18 protein-coding genes are annotated in these 14,070 nt (G+C 38.0%); 13 read left to right on the forward strand and 5 right to left on the reverse strand.

Features of this window, described 5'->3' with window-relative positions; genetic code table 11:
* Positions 1-23: 23 nt before the first annotated feature.
* Positions 24-665: a YhcN/YlaJ family sporulation lipoprotein gene (locus tag ACFX4R_RS19720; protein WP_377570115.1), complete on the reverse strand. Its 642-nt coding sequence runs from the start codon at positions 663-665 to the stop codon at positions 24-26.
* Positions 666-861: 196 nt separating this feature from the next.
* Here ACFX4R_RS19720 and ACFX4R_RS19725 point away from each other — a divergent pair, with 196 nt between their 5' ends.
* Positions 862-1,137 (forward strand): YutD family protein, encoded by a 276-nt coding sequence (locus ACFX4R_RS19725; RefSeq protein ID WP_013059635.1) that lies wholly within the window; start codon positions 862-864, stop codon positions 1,135-1,137.
* A gap of 48 nt (positions 1,138-1,185) precedes the next feature.
* Here the strand turns inward: ACFX4R_RS19725 and ACFX4R_RS19730 are convergent, their stop codons facing one another.
* Positions 1,186-1,452 carry a DUF3055 domain-containing protein gene (locus tag ACFX4R_RS19730; RefSeq protein WP_013059634.1) on the reverse strand — a complete coding sequence of 89 codons (267 nt, stop codon included), beginning with the start codon at positions 1,450-1,452 and terminating at the stop codon, positions 1,186-1,188.
* Between the two features lie 162 nt (positions 1,453-1,614).
* Here ACFX4R_RS19730 and ACFX4R_RS19735 point away from each other — a divergent pair, with 162 nt between their 5' ends.
* Positions 1,615-2,052 carry a DUF86 domain-containing protein gene (locus ACFX4R_RS19735; RefSeq protein ID WP_043977243.1) on the forward strand — a complete coding sequence of 146 codons (438 nt, stop codon included), beginning with the start codon at positions 1,615-1,617 and terminating at the stop codon, positions 2,050-2,052.
* 74 nt (positions 2,053-2,126) lie between these two features.
* The gene (locus ACFX4R_RS19740) at positions 2,127-2,897 is read left to right on the forward strand and encodes a TIGR01457 family HAD-type hydrolase (protein WP_013059632.1); all 771 of its coding nucleotides are present in this window, start codon (positions 2,127-2,129) and stop codon (positions 2,895-2,897) included.
* 36 nt (positions 2,898-2,933) lie between these two features.
* Here the strand turns inward: ACFX4R_RS19740 and ACFX4R_RS19745 are convergent, their stop codons facing one another.
* Entirely contained in the window at positions 2,934-3,434 is a 501-nt protein-coding gene (locus ACFX4R_RS19745; RefSeq protein ID WP_013059631.1) for a phosphatidylglycerophosphatase A family protein, read from the reverse strand.
* A gap of 176 nt (positions 3,435-3,610) precedes the next feature.
* On the opposite strand from ACFX4R_RS19745, the gene yutH reads away from it, so the two are divergent.
* The 5 genes from yutH to thrB all read left to right on the forward strand — a co-directional run bounded on the left by yutH (position 3,611) and on the right by thrB (position 9,231).
* Positions 3,611-4,612 carry a spore coat putative kinase YutH gene (gene yutH, locus ACFX4R_RS19750; protein WP_013059630.1) on the forward strand — a complete coding sequence of 334 codons (1,002 nt, stop codon included), beginning with the start codon at positions 3,611-3,613 and terminating at the stop codon, positions 4,610-4,612.
* Between the two features lie 117 nt (positions 4,613-4,729).
* A complete protein-coding gene (locus tag ACFX4R_RS19755) occupies positions 4,730-5,719 on the forward strand; it encodes a 2-hydroxyacid dehydrogenase (protein WP_043977241.1) in 990 nt (329 codons plus the stop codon).
* A gap of 241 nt (positions 5,720-5,960) precedes the next feature.
* Entirely contained in the window at positions 5,961-7,262 is a 1,302-nt protein-coding gene (locus ACFX4R_RS19760; RefSeq protein ID WP_043977239.1) for a homoserine dehydrogenase, read from the forward strand.
* Positions 7,262-8,323: a threonine synthase gene (thrC, locus tag ACFX4R_RS19765; protein ID WP_025752680.1), complete on the forward strand. Its 1,062-nt coding sequence runs from the start codon at positions 7,262-7,264 to the stop codon at positions 8,321-8,323. The genes ACFX4R_RS19760 and thrC overlap by 1 nt, the downstream gene beginning before the upstream one ends.
* Entirely contained in the window at positions 8,317-9,231 is a 915-nt protein-coding gene (thrB, locus tag ACFX4R_RS19770) for a homoserine kinase (protein WP_043977237.1), read from the forward strand. The genes thrC and thrB overlap by 7 nt, the downstream gene beginning before the upstream one ends.
* An 89-nt stretch (positions 9,232-9,320) precedes the next feature.
* Here thrB and ACFX4R_RS19775 read toward each other — a convergent pair whose 3' ends face one another.
* Complete coding sequence (locus tag ACFX4R_RS19775; protein ID WP_013059625.1) at positions 9,321-9,551, reverse strand: NifU family protein; 231 nt, start codon at positions 9,549-9,551, stop codon at positions 9,321-9,323.
* A 193-nt stretch (positions 9,552-9,744) separates the two neighbouring features.
* Here ACFX4R_RS19775 and ACFX4R_RS19780 point away from each other — a divergent pair, with 193 nt between their 5' ends.
* Positions 9,745-10,071: a YuzD family protein gene (locus tag ACFX4R_RS19780; RefSeq protein WP_043977235.1), complete on the forward strand. Its 327-nt coding sequence runs from the start codon at positions 9,745-9,747 to the stop codon at positions 10,069-10,071.
* Positions 10,072-10,114: 43 nt separating this feature from the next.
* On the opposite strand, the gene ACFX4R_RS19785 is transcribed toward ACFX4R_RS19780, so the two are convergent.
* Complete coding sequence (locus ACFX4R_RS19785) at positions 10,115-11,179, reverse strand: NAD(P)/FAD-dependent oxidoreductase (RefSeq protein ID WP_097824959.1); 1,065 nt, start codon at positions 11,177-11,179, stop codon at positions 10,115-10,117.
* 382 nt (positions 11,180-11,561) lie between these two features.
* Here ACFX4R_RS19785 and ACFX4R_RS19790 point away from each other — a divergent pair, with 382 nt between their 5' ends.
* From ACFX4R_RS19790 to ACFX4R_RS19805, 4 genes are all read left to right on the forward strand, one after another.
* A complete protein-coding gene (locus ACFX4R_RS19790; RefSeq protein ID WP_025752683.1) occupies positions 11,562-11,801 on the forward strand; it encodes a YuzB family protein in 240 nt (79 codons plus the stop codon).
* Between the two features lie 301 nt (positions 11,802-12,102).
* Complete coding sequence (gene dapF, locus ACFX4R_RS19795) at positions 12,103-12,957, forward strand: diaminopimelate epimerase (RefSeq protein WP_043977620.1); 855 nt, start codon at positions 12,103-12,105, stop codon at positions 12,955-12,957.
* A 74-nt stretch (positions 12,958-13,031) separates the two neighbouring features.
* Positions 13,032-13,397, forward strand: coding sequence for a HesB/IscA family protein (locus tag ACFX4R_RS19800; protein WP_043977231.1), 366 nt, complete (start codon positions 13,032-13,034; stop codon positions 13,395-13,397).
* 149 nt (positions 13,398-13,546) lie between these two features.
* Positions 13,547-14,065, forward strand: coding sequence for a hypothetical protein (locus ACFX4R_RS19805; RefSeq protein ID WP_043977229.1), 519 nt, complete (start codon positions 13,547-13,549; stop codon positions 14,063-14,065).
* The last annotated feature ends 5 nt before the right edge of the window (positions 14,066-14,070 follow it).

Below are 14,070 nucleotides of genomic sequence, written 5' to 3' on the forward strand. Positions count from 1 at the left end.
TAGTTACGCCTCAACTTTTTTGTTTATTCCACCATATCTTTGTCCGTCATCGGTTCATTCAATTCGTTTTTCTCTCTTCCATTTGCATCTTCTCCGCTGTTCATGTTACGCCCTTGGGGAGATTTTAGCATTTGTTGAATAACGGCATCGATTCGTTTTCTAGCATCATTTGTTTGTGTATTCATTTCACTGATATTTTCGATTTGGTCCATATGTTTCGGATTATCTGAGACGTATACATGATAATAACGAGGGACTACAGACATAGCTGTACGTTTTACCTGATCGGCTGCGTTATTCCTATTTTTAGCATCTGTTTTATAAGCAACAAGCACATCTTTATCGGTTACTAGCGTAGCGGCTTGCTTAATATTTGGTATAGCGGTGCTCAGTTTACTAATATTGTCGGCTGCTTCTTCTCGATTAAATGTTCCTACTTGGTTCATATTGGAATTTTGCTCATTTGTGTTTTTAGTGTATCGGACATATCCATAATTTGTGCCGCTATTATTATTTGGATTATAATAATGATTAGGCTCGTTTACATTAATGGCATCTGGGTTGTTTGGTGATAAATTTTCATTTTCAGCTGTGTTTTTATTTTGACAGCCAATGGTTAAAATACTTGTTATCAAAGCGATTCCAAGAATAGATTTCTTCACCATTTCCACCTCCTGTAGTTAAATATCGTACGCCAGGTAAACCGGCGAACCTTCATGTGGAGCATAAAAGATCAGTAGGTATACCGATAAAACTCCTACAGGATTAGAGTGCTGCTTATACGTGAAAAATTTCATGTTAATTGATGGTTTCATCATCATAATTATGGTATGGTAAATTTTAAGAGAAGAGGTGTGAGCAATGGTCTGTATCAATAATATTTGTTATGAAGTATTAAAAGATGAGCGTGAGGCATTTAATGAAGAGGCATTTAGAGGTCGCTTTATTGATGTGCTGAGCCGCTATGACTATATTGTGGGAGATTGGGGATACAATCAGCTTCGACTGCGAGGCTTTTTTGATGACCGAAATCAAAAGGCAACGTATGATACGAAGATTAGTACGCTTCAAGACTATTTACATGAATATTGTAATTTTGGCTGTGCGTATTTTGTCTTAAAAAAAGTCCATAAGTAAAAAAAGGCAAGCCGAAGACACTAATTGTCCTTCACGCTGCCTTTTTTTTTAGATGATTTCATATAAAAATTCGCGAAGTTCCTGACCGTCTTCACTGTTTAATTTAAATACTTCTTCAAGATAGTTTGGTTCTTCAAGGTCATCTTGTCCAATGATGGCAAAGCGTCCTCCTTGAATATCAAGAACAACTTGTTTGCCATAATAACGGTCGGTTTGGATAATAGCTAAATCAAATCGTTGATTTTCGCCCATAAAGCTGACAAACCGGGTCTTTGTAGATACAACATCGTCATATAGATAAAAGCGTTCGCTCATAGGTATACTCCTTTCATAGGTTGTATGTGTATCATATCAAATAAGGTCAAAAACAAAAATGAATTTATCAAATGGATAATGGGTCATGATAAAATAGAACAGGAACCCCGTTTGTTTATGAAAAAAGATTTATAGAGAGCTGACAACTAGGGAGGAAATAATATGTACTTTGTAGATCGTGAAAAAATAGAAGCCACGCTTGTTTTTTTTGATGAACATGTTCGCTTGTTTGCTGAGCATTCGAGCTGGAACACAGAAATAGAGAAAAAAGCATTAGAGAGAATTGTACACCTTTTAATTGAAAACGTTTTAGATGTAGGAAATGCAATGATTGATGGGTTTATTATGAGAGATCCAGGCAGTTACGACGATATCATTGACATTTTAGTTGACGAGAAAGTGGTTAAAAAAGAGGAAGAAACGCCATTAAAAGAGATCGTTCAATTGCGTAAAAGCGTTGTTCAAGAATATGTGGATGTTAATCATCAGGATATTTATCAAAAAGTGATGCAGCATAAAGACGTACTGGCAGCATTTTCAGAGCGCGTAAGGACATATCTAGAGACAGAGTTAGGGCCTGTGTCTGCTTTTCGTAACTAAAGGCAAGCAAGTTGTAGTTGTATAAAAAATAAGCTATGATTTCAAGTATGAGACTTGAAAGGAGATCACACAACATGAAGGAATATAAAGGATATTTGATTGATTTAGACGGAACAATGTACAAAGGAACAGAGCTAATTGCCGAGGCGCGTGATTTTGTTATTAAATTAAAGGAAAAAGGAATTCCTTATTTATTTGTAACAAACAACTCAACAAAAACGCCTGATAAAGTAGCTGAAAAGCTAGAGGCATTTGGCATTCCTGCAACAGAAGAGCAAGTTTTTACAACGAGCCAGGCAACAGCTAATTATTTACACGAACGCAAAGCAAACGCTTCAGCTTATGTAATTGGTGGAGAAGGAATCCGACATGCGCTGCTTGAAAAAGGATTTACCATTGAAGAGGAAGATACGGATTTTGTAGTTGTTGGTTTAGATCAAGAAATTACATATGAAAAATTAGCAAAAGCATGTTTAAACGTTCGAAACGGCGCCTTTTTTGTTTCAACGAACGGAGATATTGCGATTCCTACTGAAAGAGGCTTACTGCCCGGTAATGGATCTATCACGTCTGTTATTACGGTTTCTACTCAAACAAATCCAGTATTTATTGGCAAACCAGAAAGTATTATTATGGAGCAAGCCCTTGAAGTCATCGGTACGCCAAAAGAAGAAACAATCATGATTGGTGATTACTATGATACAGATATTTTAGCAGGGATGAATGCAGGCTTAGATACATTATTAGTCCATACAGGTGTAACAACAAGAGAGTTACTAGAAGGATATGAGAAAAAGCCAACATATACGGTAGATTCACTAAAAGAGTGGATGGAGCGAATTTAAAAAGCTGTCAATTGACAGCTTTTTTTGTTTTTTAACCTATTCTTGACTGGCAGCCCGATGCGCTAACCGGCTAGAAGCAGCGGCGGCAATTGCGCCTACTAAATCATCTAAGAAAGTGTGGCACTCTCCAGTCGATTTATCGTTTAATCGTTCTAGAATACCCGGCTTTTGTTTATCAATATACCCGTAATTGGTAAAGCCGATTGATCCGTACACATTTACAATCGATAATGCTAAAATCTCGTCGATACCGTATAAACCTTCGTCTTTCTCAAGAATATCCAACAGAGGCGGCTCAATCACTTTTTTTTCTGTGAGGACGTCTAGTTGAATACCCGTTAAAATAGCATTTTGAACTTCCCGTTTAGAAATGACGCGCTCAACGTTATATAAACAGTCTTCGATTGTTAAATTTGGGTGATACTTTTTTTGCAAGTAATAGACCAGTTCAGCAATGTCTGTAAGAGCCACGCCGCGTTCTATTAACCATTCTCTTGCTTTTTTTTCTAACTCACTTTGTGTATGTTTTTTCTCCAAGTATCATCACCTGTTTTCTATATATTTTTAAGTCTAAAGTTGTTTCATACTACTAACCCGGAGTAAATAACTATAAATGGTGTATTTCTAATCTATTCATTCCTCCGTAAATATTATGACAAGTAATGTTGTTTTCCATCATATAATTTCTTGAATGAATGAAGAGAGGGATTAAAATGATACAAACCATTTATGAGCATTACGGATTACGTCCAAATGAATTTATGCCCGTAGGTAAATTTGAAGGTTTTCAGTATCGAGATATTTTATATACAATCATTAATGTAAAACAAATGGAACAAGACGAGTTAAATGAACTATATCAAATGAGTCAATTTCTGATGGGCCAAGGTGATCGCCATGTGGCAACATTTATGCCTAATTTGAATGGTGAAATGATTACAGAAACTGAAACTGAAAAATTTATCATTTGCCGCTGTCTTGCGGAAGAGAAAAACCCCAACTTTTCACCTGGGCACGAGCTAGCTGTTTTTCATCAAAAAGGGAGACTGTTTCCTTATGAAGTGGAAAAAGCAAACCGGCTAGGGCAATGGAAGTCCATGTGGGAGAAGCGTCTCGACCAGATGGAGCAATTTTGGTATGGAAGATTACGTGCTTTGCCTAATCAAGAGATGGAAAAACGTTTTTTAGAAACTTTTCCTTATTACCTAGGATTAACGGAAAATGCTATTCAATACCTAGTAGACACGGAAATTGACGATTTGCCTCGTTCAGTTGACGCTGCGACGATTTGTCATCATCGGTTCGGGCAAAAAACATGGGGGGAAGACTACGTTTACAAGCTCCCAGCAGATTGGGTCTTCGATCATCCGAGCAGAGATATAGCTGAATATATAAGGGAACAATATTTATTAACATACGCTGTCGATGAAAGGCACATGCATCAGTTTTTAAGTGAATATGAAAAGGTAAATCCGCTTTCTTCTTTTTCATGGAGACTGTTATATGCTAGACTTCTTTTTCCGGTTCATTATTTTGAGGTCATTGAAGGGTATTACAGTGTACAAGATGAGAGGCAAAAACAAAAGTATTATGAGAAGCTGGAAGGAGTATTAGCTCATTCTTCTCACTACGAAGCTTTTCTGAAGCGCTTTTACCAGTCGGTGGGTATTTCAACGTCTCGTTATCACATTCCTGAATTAACATGGATTCATTAAAAAGCGATTACTATAGAATATGATAAAATAGAAAAATAGGTGTTGGATAATCCAAACCTGTTTTTCTATTTTGTTTTTGTGCATGCAGTTTAAAAAGGATAAAGAGGTGGCGTACATATGGACAAGCCGTTTGTATTTATTACGAGAAAAATACCGAATGAATTAATCGAACCTTTAAAGGCAGTAGCGAATGTGGAAATGTGGAATAAAGAAGATGAGGCAGTCCCTCATGAGCTGCTTTGTGAAAAAGCTAAGCGCGCACATGCTCTATTAACAATGCTTTCAGATCGTATTGACAGTGAATTGCTTACGCAAGCTCCTCATTTAAAGCTTGTAGCTAACTTGGCGGTCGGATTCGATAATATTGATGTAGAAGCGGCAACTGAACGAGGAATTATCGTTTCTAATACCCCCGATGTTTTATCTGATACAACAGCAGATTTAACGTTTGGTTTATTAATGAGTGTAGCTAGACGTTTAGTAGAAGCTGCTGGATATGTGAAAGAAAATCAGTGGAAAAGCTGGAGTCCATTTTTGTTAGCGGGTAGAGATATTCATCATAAAACATTAGGTATTGTTGGAATGGGGAAAATTGGAGAGACGCTTGCGAAACGTGCTACAGGTTTTGATATGGAAATCTTGTACCACAATCGAAGCCGCAACCTTCAAGCAGAAAAAAAGCTCAATGCAGTTTACTGTGAGTTAAATGAGCTGCTTGAACGATCTGATTTTGTTGTTTGTTTGACACCGTTAACGGACGAAACCAAACATTTATTTAATGTTTCAGCATTTGAACAAATGAAAACAACTGCGATTTTTATTAATGCTTCAAGAGGAGCAGTGGTTGATGAGCAAGCATTGTTACATGCGGTTCAATCCGGTGAAATTGCTGGAGCTGGCTTGGATGTATTCGATCAAGAGCCTATTTCTGCTTCTCACCCTCTTCTTCAGTTGCCTAATGTTGTAGCTCTTCCTCATATCGGCAGTGCGAGTATCGAAACGCGCACGGAAATGATTTCTTTATGTGTTAAAAACATTAAAGCAGTACTTACAAACGAGTCTCCTATTACAATTGTAAATAAAGAAGCGTTTGCGAAAAAATCATAACAGAAAAAGGCAATTTCATTTCCGTGAAATTGTCTTTTTTTTGTTAAAAAACAGTGGGAGCCATGTTATGATAATAAAATGAAATATTTTAAAAATTTACATTTATCTTTATATACCAATTTTTTTAACGAATTTACGAGAAAAGATGGCAAGTAAACCTTGTAAAAAAGAAAAATAAGGTCTATAATGTCCTCTATAAGAGAACAAATGTATACGCAGAAAGAACACAGAGGTGAGGAATATGACAAAAAGTATTTCAGTAGGATTATTAGGGTTAGGAACGGTAGGAAGCGGAGTAGTCAAAATTATTGAAAATCATCAGGATAAATTAAGTCATCAAGTCGGGTGTCCTGTAGAAGTTAAAAAAGTAGTAGTTAAAGATATTGATAAGAAACGTGACGTAGAAATCAGCGAAGAGAAATTAACAACGAATGTTGAAGACGTTTTACATAACGCGGAGATTGACGTTGTCATTGAAGTAATGGGTGGCGTTGAAGAAACAAGAGACTATATCTTAACAGCCCTTCGTAATAAAAAGCATGTTGTAACGGCAAACAAAGATTTGATGGCAGTTTACGGCTCAGAATTGTTAACAGTAGCTTCTGAAAATAACTGTGATTTATTTTATGAAGCAAGTGTAGCAGGCGGTATTCCAATTCTTCGTGGATTAGCAGATGGATTAGCATCTGATCGTATTACCAAAATGATGGGAATTGTAAATGGTACAACAAACTTCATTTTAACGAAAATGACAAAAGAAGGAAGCGCTTATGATGAAGTGTTAAAAGAAGCGCAGGATTTAGGATATGCTGAAGCGGATCCAACTTCTGACGTAGGTGGTTTAGATGCTGCTCGCAAAATGGCAATCTTGGCTACACTAGGATTTTCAATGAAAATTGACTTAGACGATGTTCGTGTTCAAGGTATTACAGAAGTAACGGAAGAAGACTTGCAATATAGTAAACAATTAGGCTATACGATGAAACTGATTGGATATGCACATCGTGACGGCGACAATGTAGAAGTGAGTGTTCAGCCAACTCTTTTAGCAGACACACATCCTCTTGCTTCAGTAAGCGATGAGTACAATGCTGTATATGTATACGGAGAAGCTGTTGGAGAAACGATGTTTTATGGACCGGGGGCAGGAAGCCTGCCAACTGCCACTGCTGTCGTATCAGATTTAGTAGGTGTTATGAAAAACATGCGTTTAGGTGTGAATGGTAAAAGTGCGGTAACGCCTCAGTATCCAAAACAGTTAAAAGCAGAAGATGAAATGTTCTCGAAGCATTTCTTACGTATTCATGTTAAAGATCAAGTTGGAGCATTTGCAAAATTAACAACGCTATTTTCAGAGCGTGGCGTGAGCTTCGAAAAAATTATTCAACTTCCTGTGAAAGGAAGCGAATTAGCTGAGATTGTTGTTGTTACACACAAAACATCTCAAAAAGATTATGAGGAAATCCTTCAGCAGCTTCGGGATTTACCAATTGTAGAAAATGTAAAAAGCAGTTACCGCGTAGAGGGAGTTGGCACAGTATGATGTGGAAAGGTCTATTAGCTGAATATAAAGAGTTTTTACCTGTAACAGAGAAAACACCTATGCTTACACTACATGAAGGAAATACACCTTTAATTCATCTTGCTCATTTATCAAAAGAGCTAGGCATTGATTTACATGTGAAAGTAGAAGGGTTAAATCCAACGGGGTCATTTAAAGACCGCGGAATGGTAATGGCTGTAGCAAAAGCCAAAGAAGAAGGAAGCAATACGGTTATTTGTGCATCTACAGGTAACACATCCGCAGCTGCAGCAGCTTATGCATCACGCGCTGGCATGCGCTGTATCGTTGTTATTCCAAATGGAAAAATTGCGATGGGGAAATTAGCTCAAGCTGTTATGTATGGTGCAGAAATTGTAGCAATTGAAGGAAACTTTGACCAAGCACTTTCTATGGTTCGTAAGCTGAGTGAAACATCACCGGTTGCACTTGTAAACTCTGTAAACCCATACCGTATTGAAGGGCAAAAAACAGCTTCTTTCGAGATTTGTGAACAGCTTGGAAAAGCGCCTGACGTTTTAGCTATCCCAGTGGGGAATGCAGGAAATATTACAGCTTACTGGAAAGGCTTCAAAGAATACAGTGAGCGTCACCAAACGTCTCTTCCTCACATGCACGGGTTTGAAGCAGAAGGTGCAGCGGCGATCGTGCGTAATCAAGTTATCGAAAATCCAGAAACAATTGCAACGGCTATTCGAATCGGAAATCCAGCAAGCTGGGATTATGCTGTAAACGCAGCAAAAGAATCAAACGGGAAAATTGATGAAGTAACAGATGAACAAATCTTAGAAGCATATCGTACAATTGCACGCAAAGAAGGTGTATTTGCAGAGCCAGGTTCTTGCGCTTCAATAGCTGGGGTGTTTAAAGATGTAGCTTCTGGTAAAATTGCAAAAGGTTCAACGGTTGTAGCTGTACTAACAGGTAACGGATTAAAAGATCCAAACGTAGCAATCGATGCTCATAACGTAAAGCCAGTGGTTTTACCAAATGATGAAGAAAAGGTATTTGAGTATATCCAAGGTGTCGTTGCTTCATGCTAGAAAATGAGCGTTTTGTCATTACGGTCCCAGCTAGCTCTGCTAATTTAGGGCCAGGATTTGATTCCATTGGAGTGGCTTTATCTCGCTACTTAAGATTAACAGTAGAGTGTCATGAGGAATGGATTTTTATCCCTGAAACGAAAGAAGTGCAAAGTATTCCTACAGGTACAGATAACTTAATGTATGAAGTGGCACAAGACGTGGCTCGTCAATTTAACATTGACCTTCCAAGTGCGAAGGTCAATGTTTGGAGCAACATTCCATTAGCAAGGGGACTTGGAAGCAGCGCATCGGCTATCGTAGCTGGAATCGAGCTGGCTAATGTACTGTGTGACTTGCGTTTATCAAAAAGAGAAAAGCTTCGCATCAGCAGCTTAATGGAAGGACATCCTGATAACGTCAGCCCGTCTATTTACGGGGGCATCGTTGTTGGTTACCATCATGAAAATGAAACATATATTGCTCAAATACCTGAATTTGATGTCGATATCGTGATGGCCATTCCAGAATATGAATTAAAAACAACCGATGCTCGTGATGTGCTGCCTTTGGATATTAATTATCGCCACGCAGTAGAAGCTGGGGCAATCGGGAACATGCTAGTAGCAGCCCTTTTAAATAAAGATTTACCTCTGGTAGGCGAATTTATGGAGAAAGATTTATATCACGAACCTTATCGTATGAGACTCGTGCCAGAGCTTTCTCTTGTGCGAAAAGAAGCAAAAGCTCTCGGCGCATACGGTGTGTCACTAAGTGGAGCCGGTCCGAGTGTATTATGTTTAGCACCAAAAGGAAAAGGCAAAGCGATTGCCGAACATATGTATGCTTTAATGCCGAGCTGCGAAATAGATGTTTTACAAATTGACCGCAAAGGTGTATTTGTAGAAGCTGAAGTCACAACGAGTTAATAAAAAAATCCTCATTCATTTGAATGAGGATTTTTCATTCGCAAGCCCCAATAAAATGGGAGGTTGCTTTTATAATAAAATCAAAGAGATTAGAATACTTGTTCTACTTCAACTACACCAGGTACTTCTTCTAAAAGGGCACGTTCGATACCAGCTTTTAGCGTGATTGTTGAACTTGGGCAGCTTCCGCAAGCGCCTAAAAGACGTAACTTTACAATACCATCCTCTACGTCTACTAGCTCACAGTCTCCACCGTCGCGAAGTAAAAACGGACGAAGTTTTTCTAATACTTCTTGAACTTGCTCGTGCATTTCTGACATAACTATCGACTCCTTTCTTCTACTCTTATTATAAACGGTCTTTCATGAAAAATCTATTGGAGTATACATCGTAATGTTACCTTAAAAGAAAAAGATGTGCAATGAATCAGTTTTGTGTAAAATAGTATTCATAATGAAGTAAAAGTGTGAATAATCGTACAGTTTGAATGTAAAGATTTAAGGGGGATGTGCTATGCAATCAACTGAGGTAGAAGTGTGTATTTATGGAGCTGAAATTGTTTGTGCAAGCTGCGTTAACCTGCCTTCTTCAAAAGACACCTATGATTGGCTAGAGGCAGCTATTTCTCGTAAATATCCGAATCAGCCGTTTGCTATCACGTATGTAGATATAAACGAGCCGCATACGGATCCGGAAAAAACAGCTTTTTCCAAGCGTGTGATTGAAGAAGATTTATTCTATCCTGTAGTGGTCATTAACGGAGAAATTGTTGGGGAAGGCAACCCGAAATTAAAGCGCGTATTTGAGGAAATGGAGAAGTATGGTTTCTGCGCATCATAATGAAAAAAGCCGTTAGATTGTCAGTCATCTAACGGCTTTTATTTTATCCACTATGGTGTTTATACATCCAAAGAATACCTGATTTTAATAATCGAGCTACGCGTCCTGTAATTGGACGTTCGGCAACTAAGCCAAATCCATGCTTTTTGCCTAATGAACCAAGTATGCCTTTTAATTTAATAGTTGGCAATTCATCCGGAAGCGCTTCGCCTTTCCAGCGGTGAAGAAGTACTTGCACGATTTGTTCAGCTTGACCTTCTGCCAGCTGAGCGCTTGGTGCATGCGGTAGGCTTGCACAATCACCTAAAATGTAGACATTTTCGTCGTCAGGCAAGTTATGGTATTTCGTTAAGACGACGCGTCCTTGAGGGTCTTTTTCTACGTCTAAATCGCGTACCACTTTATTTGGCTGGATACCTGCTGTCCACACGATTGCATCGCTTTGAATGGGCTCATCATGATTATAAAGAATGTTCGGTTCTACTTTTGTAATATTAGCACTATTTACGATTTCAACACCGTTTGAAGTAAACCAAGTTTGAACGTAATTACTTAAACGTTCTGGGAAAGCAGACAAAATTAATTTACCGCGGTCAAATAAGATGATTTTTAAATCCGGGCGGCTTTCTCTTAGCTCGCTTGCTAGTTCTACTCCGCTTAATCCAGCTCCTACAATTGAAACAGTAGCGTGGGCTGGCAAGTTGTTTAATGTCTGATAAGTTGCTCGTGAAGCATCAATGGATTGAATGCTGTATGTATGCTCAAGAGCTCCGGGAACTCCATGATATTTATCTTCGCATCCGAGTCCTACAATCAGGTCATCATAAGCGATCATTTGATCATCCACATAGACACATTTCTCTTTTAGGTCTATGCGTTTTACACAGCCGTAGTGAATCTTTAAGCGAGGGTGTTCAGGAAAAGCAACACGAACATGCTGATCAGAAATTGTTCCAGCTGCAAGTGCATAGAATTCAGTTTTTAGTGAGTGATAAGGTGCTTTGTCAATAAGTGTTACTTCTACATCGTTAGGCAATTGATTCGGAAAAAGGCGCTGCAAAACGCGCATACCACCGTATCCGCCGCCCAGTATGACAAGGTTCTTCATGTGAATTTCCCCTTTAGCTTCATGCATTTTTGTTTTCTCTCTATTATTCTTGCTTTTAAGAATAGGAGAGTACAAATTACCGTTAATAAGGATGGTTGCCAAAAAGATATGAAAGGCTATATAAGATAACATATTTTACTTAAATAATAATTTAATATAACCTCGTTTGGTTTTCTATACATAAAAGTATAACTAAATTAATAAAAAACCACAATATGTTTCAACATAATTTCAAGCTATCCCTATAATAAAGCTTTATTTATACGTTTTTTTGAAAAAGTCTGTGAAGCTAAAAAGCGTGCGCAAAATGAACGTGAATTTCCAAAGTTGACGTTGAAAATGAAAGAAGATAGGATAAACTAATAGTAGAGAGGTGAAAAACGTGATACAGCCAATTATTGAATTTTGCGTTAGTAATTTAGCCAGTGGTTCTCAAGCAGCTTTAGCAAAGCTTGAAAAAGATCCAAATCTAGATATCATTGAATACGGATGTTTAGGTTATTGCGGGAAATGTTCACAATCTTTATTTGCCTTGGTAAATGGAGAGATTGTTACAGCGGAAACACCTGAACAGTTAGTGGATAATATTTACATTCATTTAGAAGAAAATCCAATGTTTTAAACTATCCCCGCTGTCGTATCTCTTTTTATCAGGAGAGGGACATGAGGCTAATAGAATAGATGATGTAAGCACGGCTGTCTTGCCGTGCTTTTTTATGCGTTTTTGCGCAAATATCTGCGCTTTAATCATTCTCTTTGCAATCATAATGCTTCTTGTGTTTTTTAATACTCCAAATGAGGACAAAATAAAAAACCCCTTAATCTTTATGATTAAGGAGCTAAAAAAACGGGGGATGATATTATTGTGTACAAAAGAGAATCACTTTATACTAGAGCTACATAAAAAAATAATGGGTGATAATATGAAAGAATTTCAGTTTACAAAAATGCATGCACTTGGCAACAACTATATCTACGTAAATATGTTTGAAGAACATATAGAAGAGCAAGAGTTAGCACCGCTTGCTGTAAAAGTCTCAAATGTTTATACGGGAATTGGATCGGATGGAATGATTCTTATTTGTCCATCTGAACGTGCAGATGTGAAAATGCGCGTATTTAATAATGACGGCTCGGAAGCAAAAAACTGCGGAAACGGTTTAAGATGTGTAGCTAAATATGCATATGAACATAATTTAGTAACAAGCGAAAGATTTTTTATCGAAACGCTTTCTGGAGTTGTAGAAGCAACGGTGCATCCGCAGGGAAATGAAGTTCCAGAAGTGACAATCGATATGGGAGCGCCTATTTTAGCTAGAGAACAAATTCCAATGACGGGAGCAAGCCAAGACCAAGTCGTTAATGAAGAGATGGAATTTGGAAAAGAACGGTTAAAAGGGACGGCTGTATCAATGGGAAATCCTCACGTTGTCTTTTACGTAAATAATATTGAACAAGCGCCTCTTACTACATTAGGGCCTGTGGTTGAAAAAGATTCGCGTTTTCCAGAAGGAGTGAACGTTGAATTTGTTGAGGTAGTGAACGAAAGAGAGCTGAATTTTCGTGTATGGGAAAGAGGTTCGGGTATCACTCAAGCATGTGGAACAGGAGCATGTGCTGCTGTTGTTTCGTCTGTATTAAATGAGAAGACGAAAAAAGATGTTCCTACTGTCGTACACCTCGCTGGAGGAGATTTAACGATTGTTTGGCAAAATAAAGGCAATGTATTAATGACAGGTCCAGCCAATGTGATTTGTGACGGCGCGTATTATTATTAGAAACGAAGAAGCAGACGATTTGTCGTCGCAGACATTTCGTCGTATACTAAACAAAAAAGGAGGTCTGTTTAAAAATGAGTCAAGATATCCTAACAATTACAGAAGCTGCAAGCTTTCAAATAAAAGATATGATGAAAGAACATGAAGAAGAAAATGCTTATTTACGTGTTAATGTAAATGGAGGAGGCTGTTCAGGTCTTTCTTACGGCATGGGTTTTGCTCACGAAGTAAATGAAAACGATATGTTGTTTGAACAACATGGCATTAAGATTCTTGTAGATAGCGAAAGTGCTCCAATTTTAAAAGATGTAAAAATTGATTACAAGCAATCTATGCTAGGCGGAGGGTTTACAATTGATAACCCGAACGCCATTGCAGCATGCGGCTGCGGCTCTTCTTTCCGTACAGCAAGCAACGCAGGTGCTCCTGAAGAGTGCTAAGTATATTTTTATAAAAAAGCTTTCTTCACCTCATCTGGTGAAGAAAGCTTTTTTAGTGAGAAATTTTTGTATGTTACATCATCTGTCAAACTTGTTGACTGAATAATCAGTCTTTTTTATACTCAATAAAAAAGAGGAGATGAAGGGATTTGATAGATGCGACTCGTTACGAAGCGGAACAAGTAGGAGGGTACGGAAGTTTTCGCAAAAAAAACACCCTGCCTATTCTATGGAAGGGGTTTATAAACTGGTTAAAACTTGAAAGTAGGAAAATGGAGTCTAAGGATGCAAAAAGTATTCACTTCAGTGAATCGCATTTATTTGTTCAACATTTGCCTTTTTCCTCAGGTGAAGCCTGTCATCAAAACTCGTCCTCTGCGCCTCTTAACCATTCTGAACCTTACATTCGCTATTATGAAAATGCTAACGCATCTCTGGCTGAAAGCTACGGAGCAGTTGAAGGAGAGCATATTTTACTTATTGAACGTATTGTCGGTCAATCAGAGGTAGTAAAATATTTAAGTAAGCTCGAAGGTTTGAAGGCCTACAGAATGAGCGTAACTAGTCAAGAAGGAAACCATTCTTTTTATGAAATCTGTTTAGTAAGCAGTGATGCAGAAATGATGAGTGAAATCATTCATCGAATGGTTACACCAATCCAGCAATGAAAAAA

The sequence above is a fragment of the Priestia sp. YIM B13490 genome, assembly GCF_042787735.1.
Classification (GTDB): Bacteria; Bacillota; Bacilli; order Bacillales; family Bacillaceae_H; genus Priestia; species Priestia megaterium.

Excerpts from the sequence above, each read along its gene's own strand:
- ACFX4R_RS19720 (WP_377570115.1), bottom strand. The coding sequence starts at position 665 with ATGGTGAAGAAATCTATTCTTGGAATCGCTTTGATAACAAGTATTTTA.
- ACFX4R_RS19725 (WP_013059635.1), top strand. The coding sequence starts at position 862 with ATGGTCTGTATCAATAATATTTGTTATGAAGTATTAAAAGATGAGCGT.
- ACFX4R_RS19730 (WP_013059634.1), bottom strand. The coding sequence starts at position 1,452 with ATGAGCGAACGCTTTTATCTATATGACGATGTTGTATCTACAAAGACC.
- ACFX4R_RS19735 (WP_043977243.1), top strand. The coding sequence starts at position 1,615 with ATGTACTTTGTAGATCGTGAAAAAATAGAAGCCACGCTTGTTTTTTTT.
- ACFX4R_RS19740 (WP_013059632.1), top strand. The coding sequence starts at position 2,127 with ATGAAGGAATATAAAGGATATTTGATTGATTTAGACGGAACAATGTAC.
- yutH (WP_013059630.1), top strand. The coding sequence starts at position 3,611 with ATGATACAAACCATTTATGAGCATTACGGATTACGTCCAAATGAATTT.
- ACFX4R_RS19755 (WP_043977241.1), top strand. The coding sequence starts at position 4,730 with ATGGACAAGCCGTTTGTATTTATTACGAGAAAAATACCGAATGAATTA.
- ACFX4R_RS19760 (WP_043977239.1), top strand. The coding sequence starts at position 5,961 with ATGACAAAAAGTATTTCAGTAGGATTATTAGGGTTAGGAACGGTAGGA.
- thrC (WP_025752680.1), top strand. The coding sequence starts at position 7,262 with ATGTGGAAAGGTCTATTAGCTGAATATAAAGAGTTTTTACCTGTAACA.
- thrB (WP_043977237.1), top strand. The coding sequence starts at position 8,317 with ATGCTAGAAAATGAGCGTTTTGTCATTACGGTCCCAGCTAGCTCTGCT.
- ACFX4R_RS19775 (WP_013059625.1), bottom strand. The coding sequence starts at position 9,551 with ATGTCAGAAATGCACGAGCAAGTTCAAGAAGTATTAGAAAAACTTCGT.
- ACFX4R_RS19780 (WP_043977235.1), top strand. The coding sequence starts at position 9,745 with ATGCAATCAACTGAGGTAGAAGTGTGTATTTATGGAGCTGAAATTGTT.
- ACFX4R_RS19785 (WP_097824959.1), bottom strand. The coding sequence starts at position 11,179 with ATGAAGAACCTTGTCATACTGGGCGGCGGATACGGTGGTATGCGCGTT.
- dapF (WP_043977620.1), top strand. The coding sequence starts at position 12,103 with ATGAAAGAATTTCAGTTTACAAAAATGCATGCACTTGGCAACAACTAT.
- ACFX4R_RS19800 (WP_043977231.1), top strand. The coding sequence starts at position 13,032 with ATGAGTCAAGATATCCTAACAATTACAGAAGCTGCAAGCTTTCAAATA.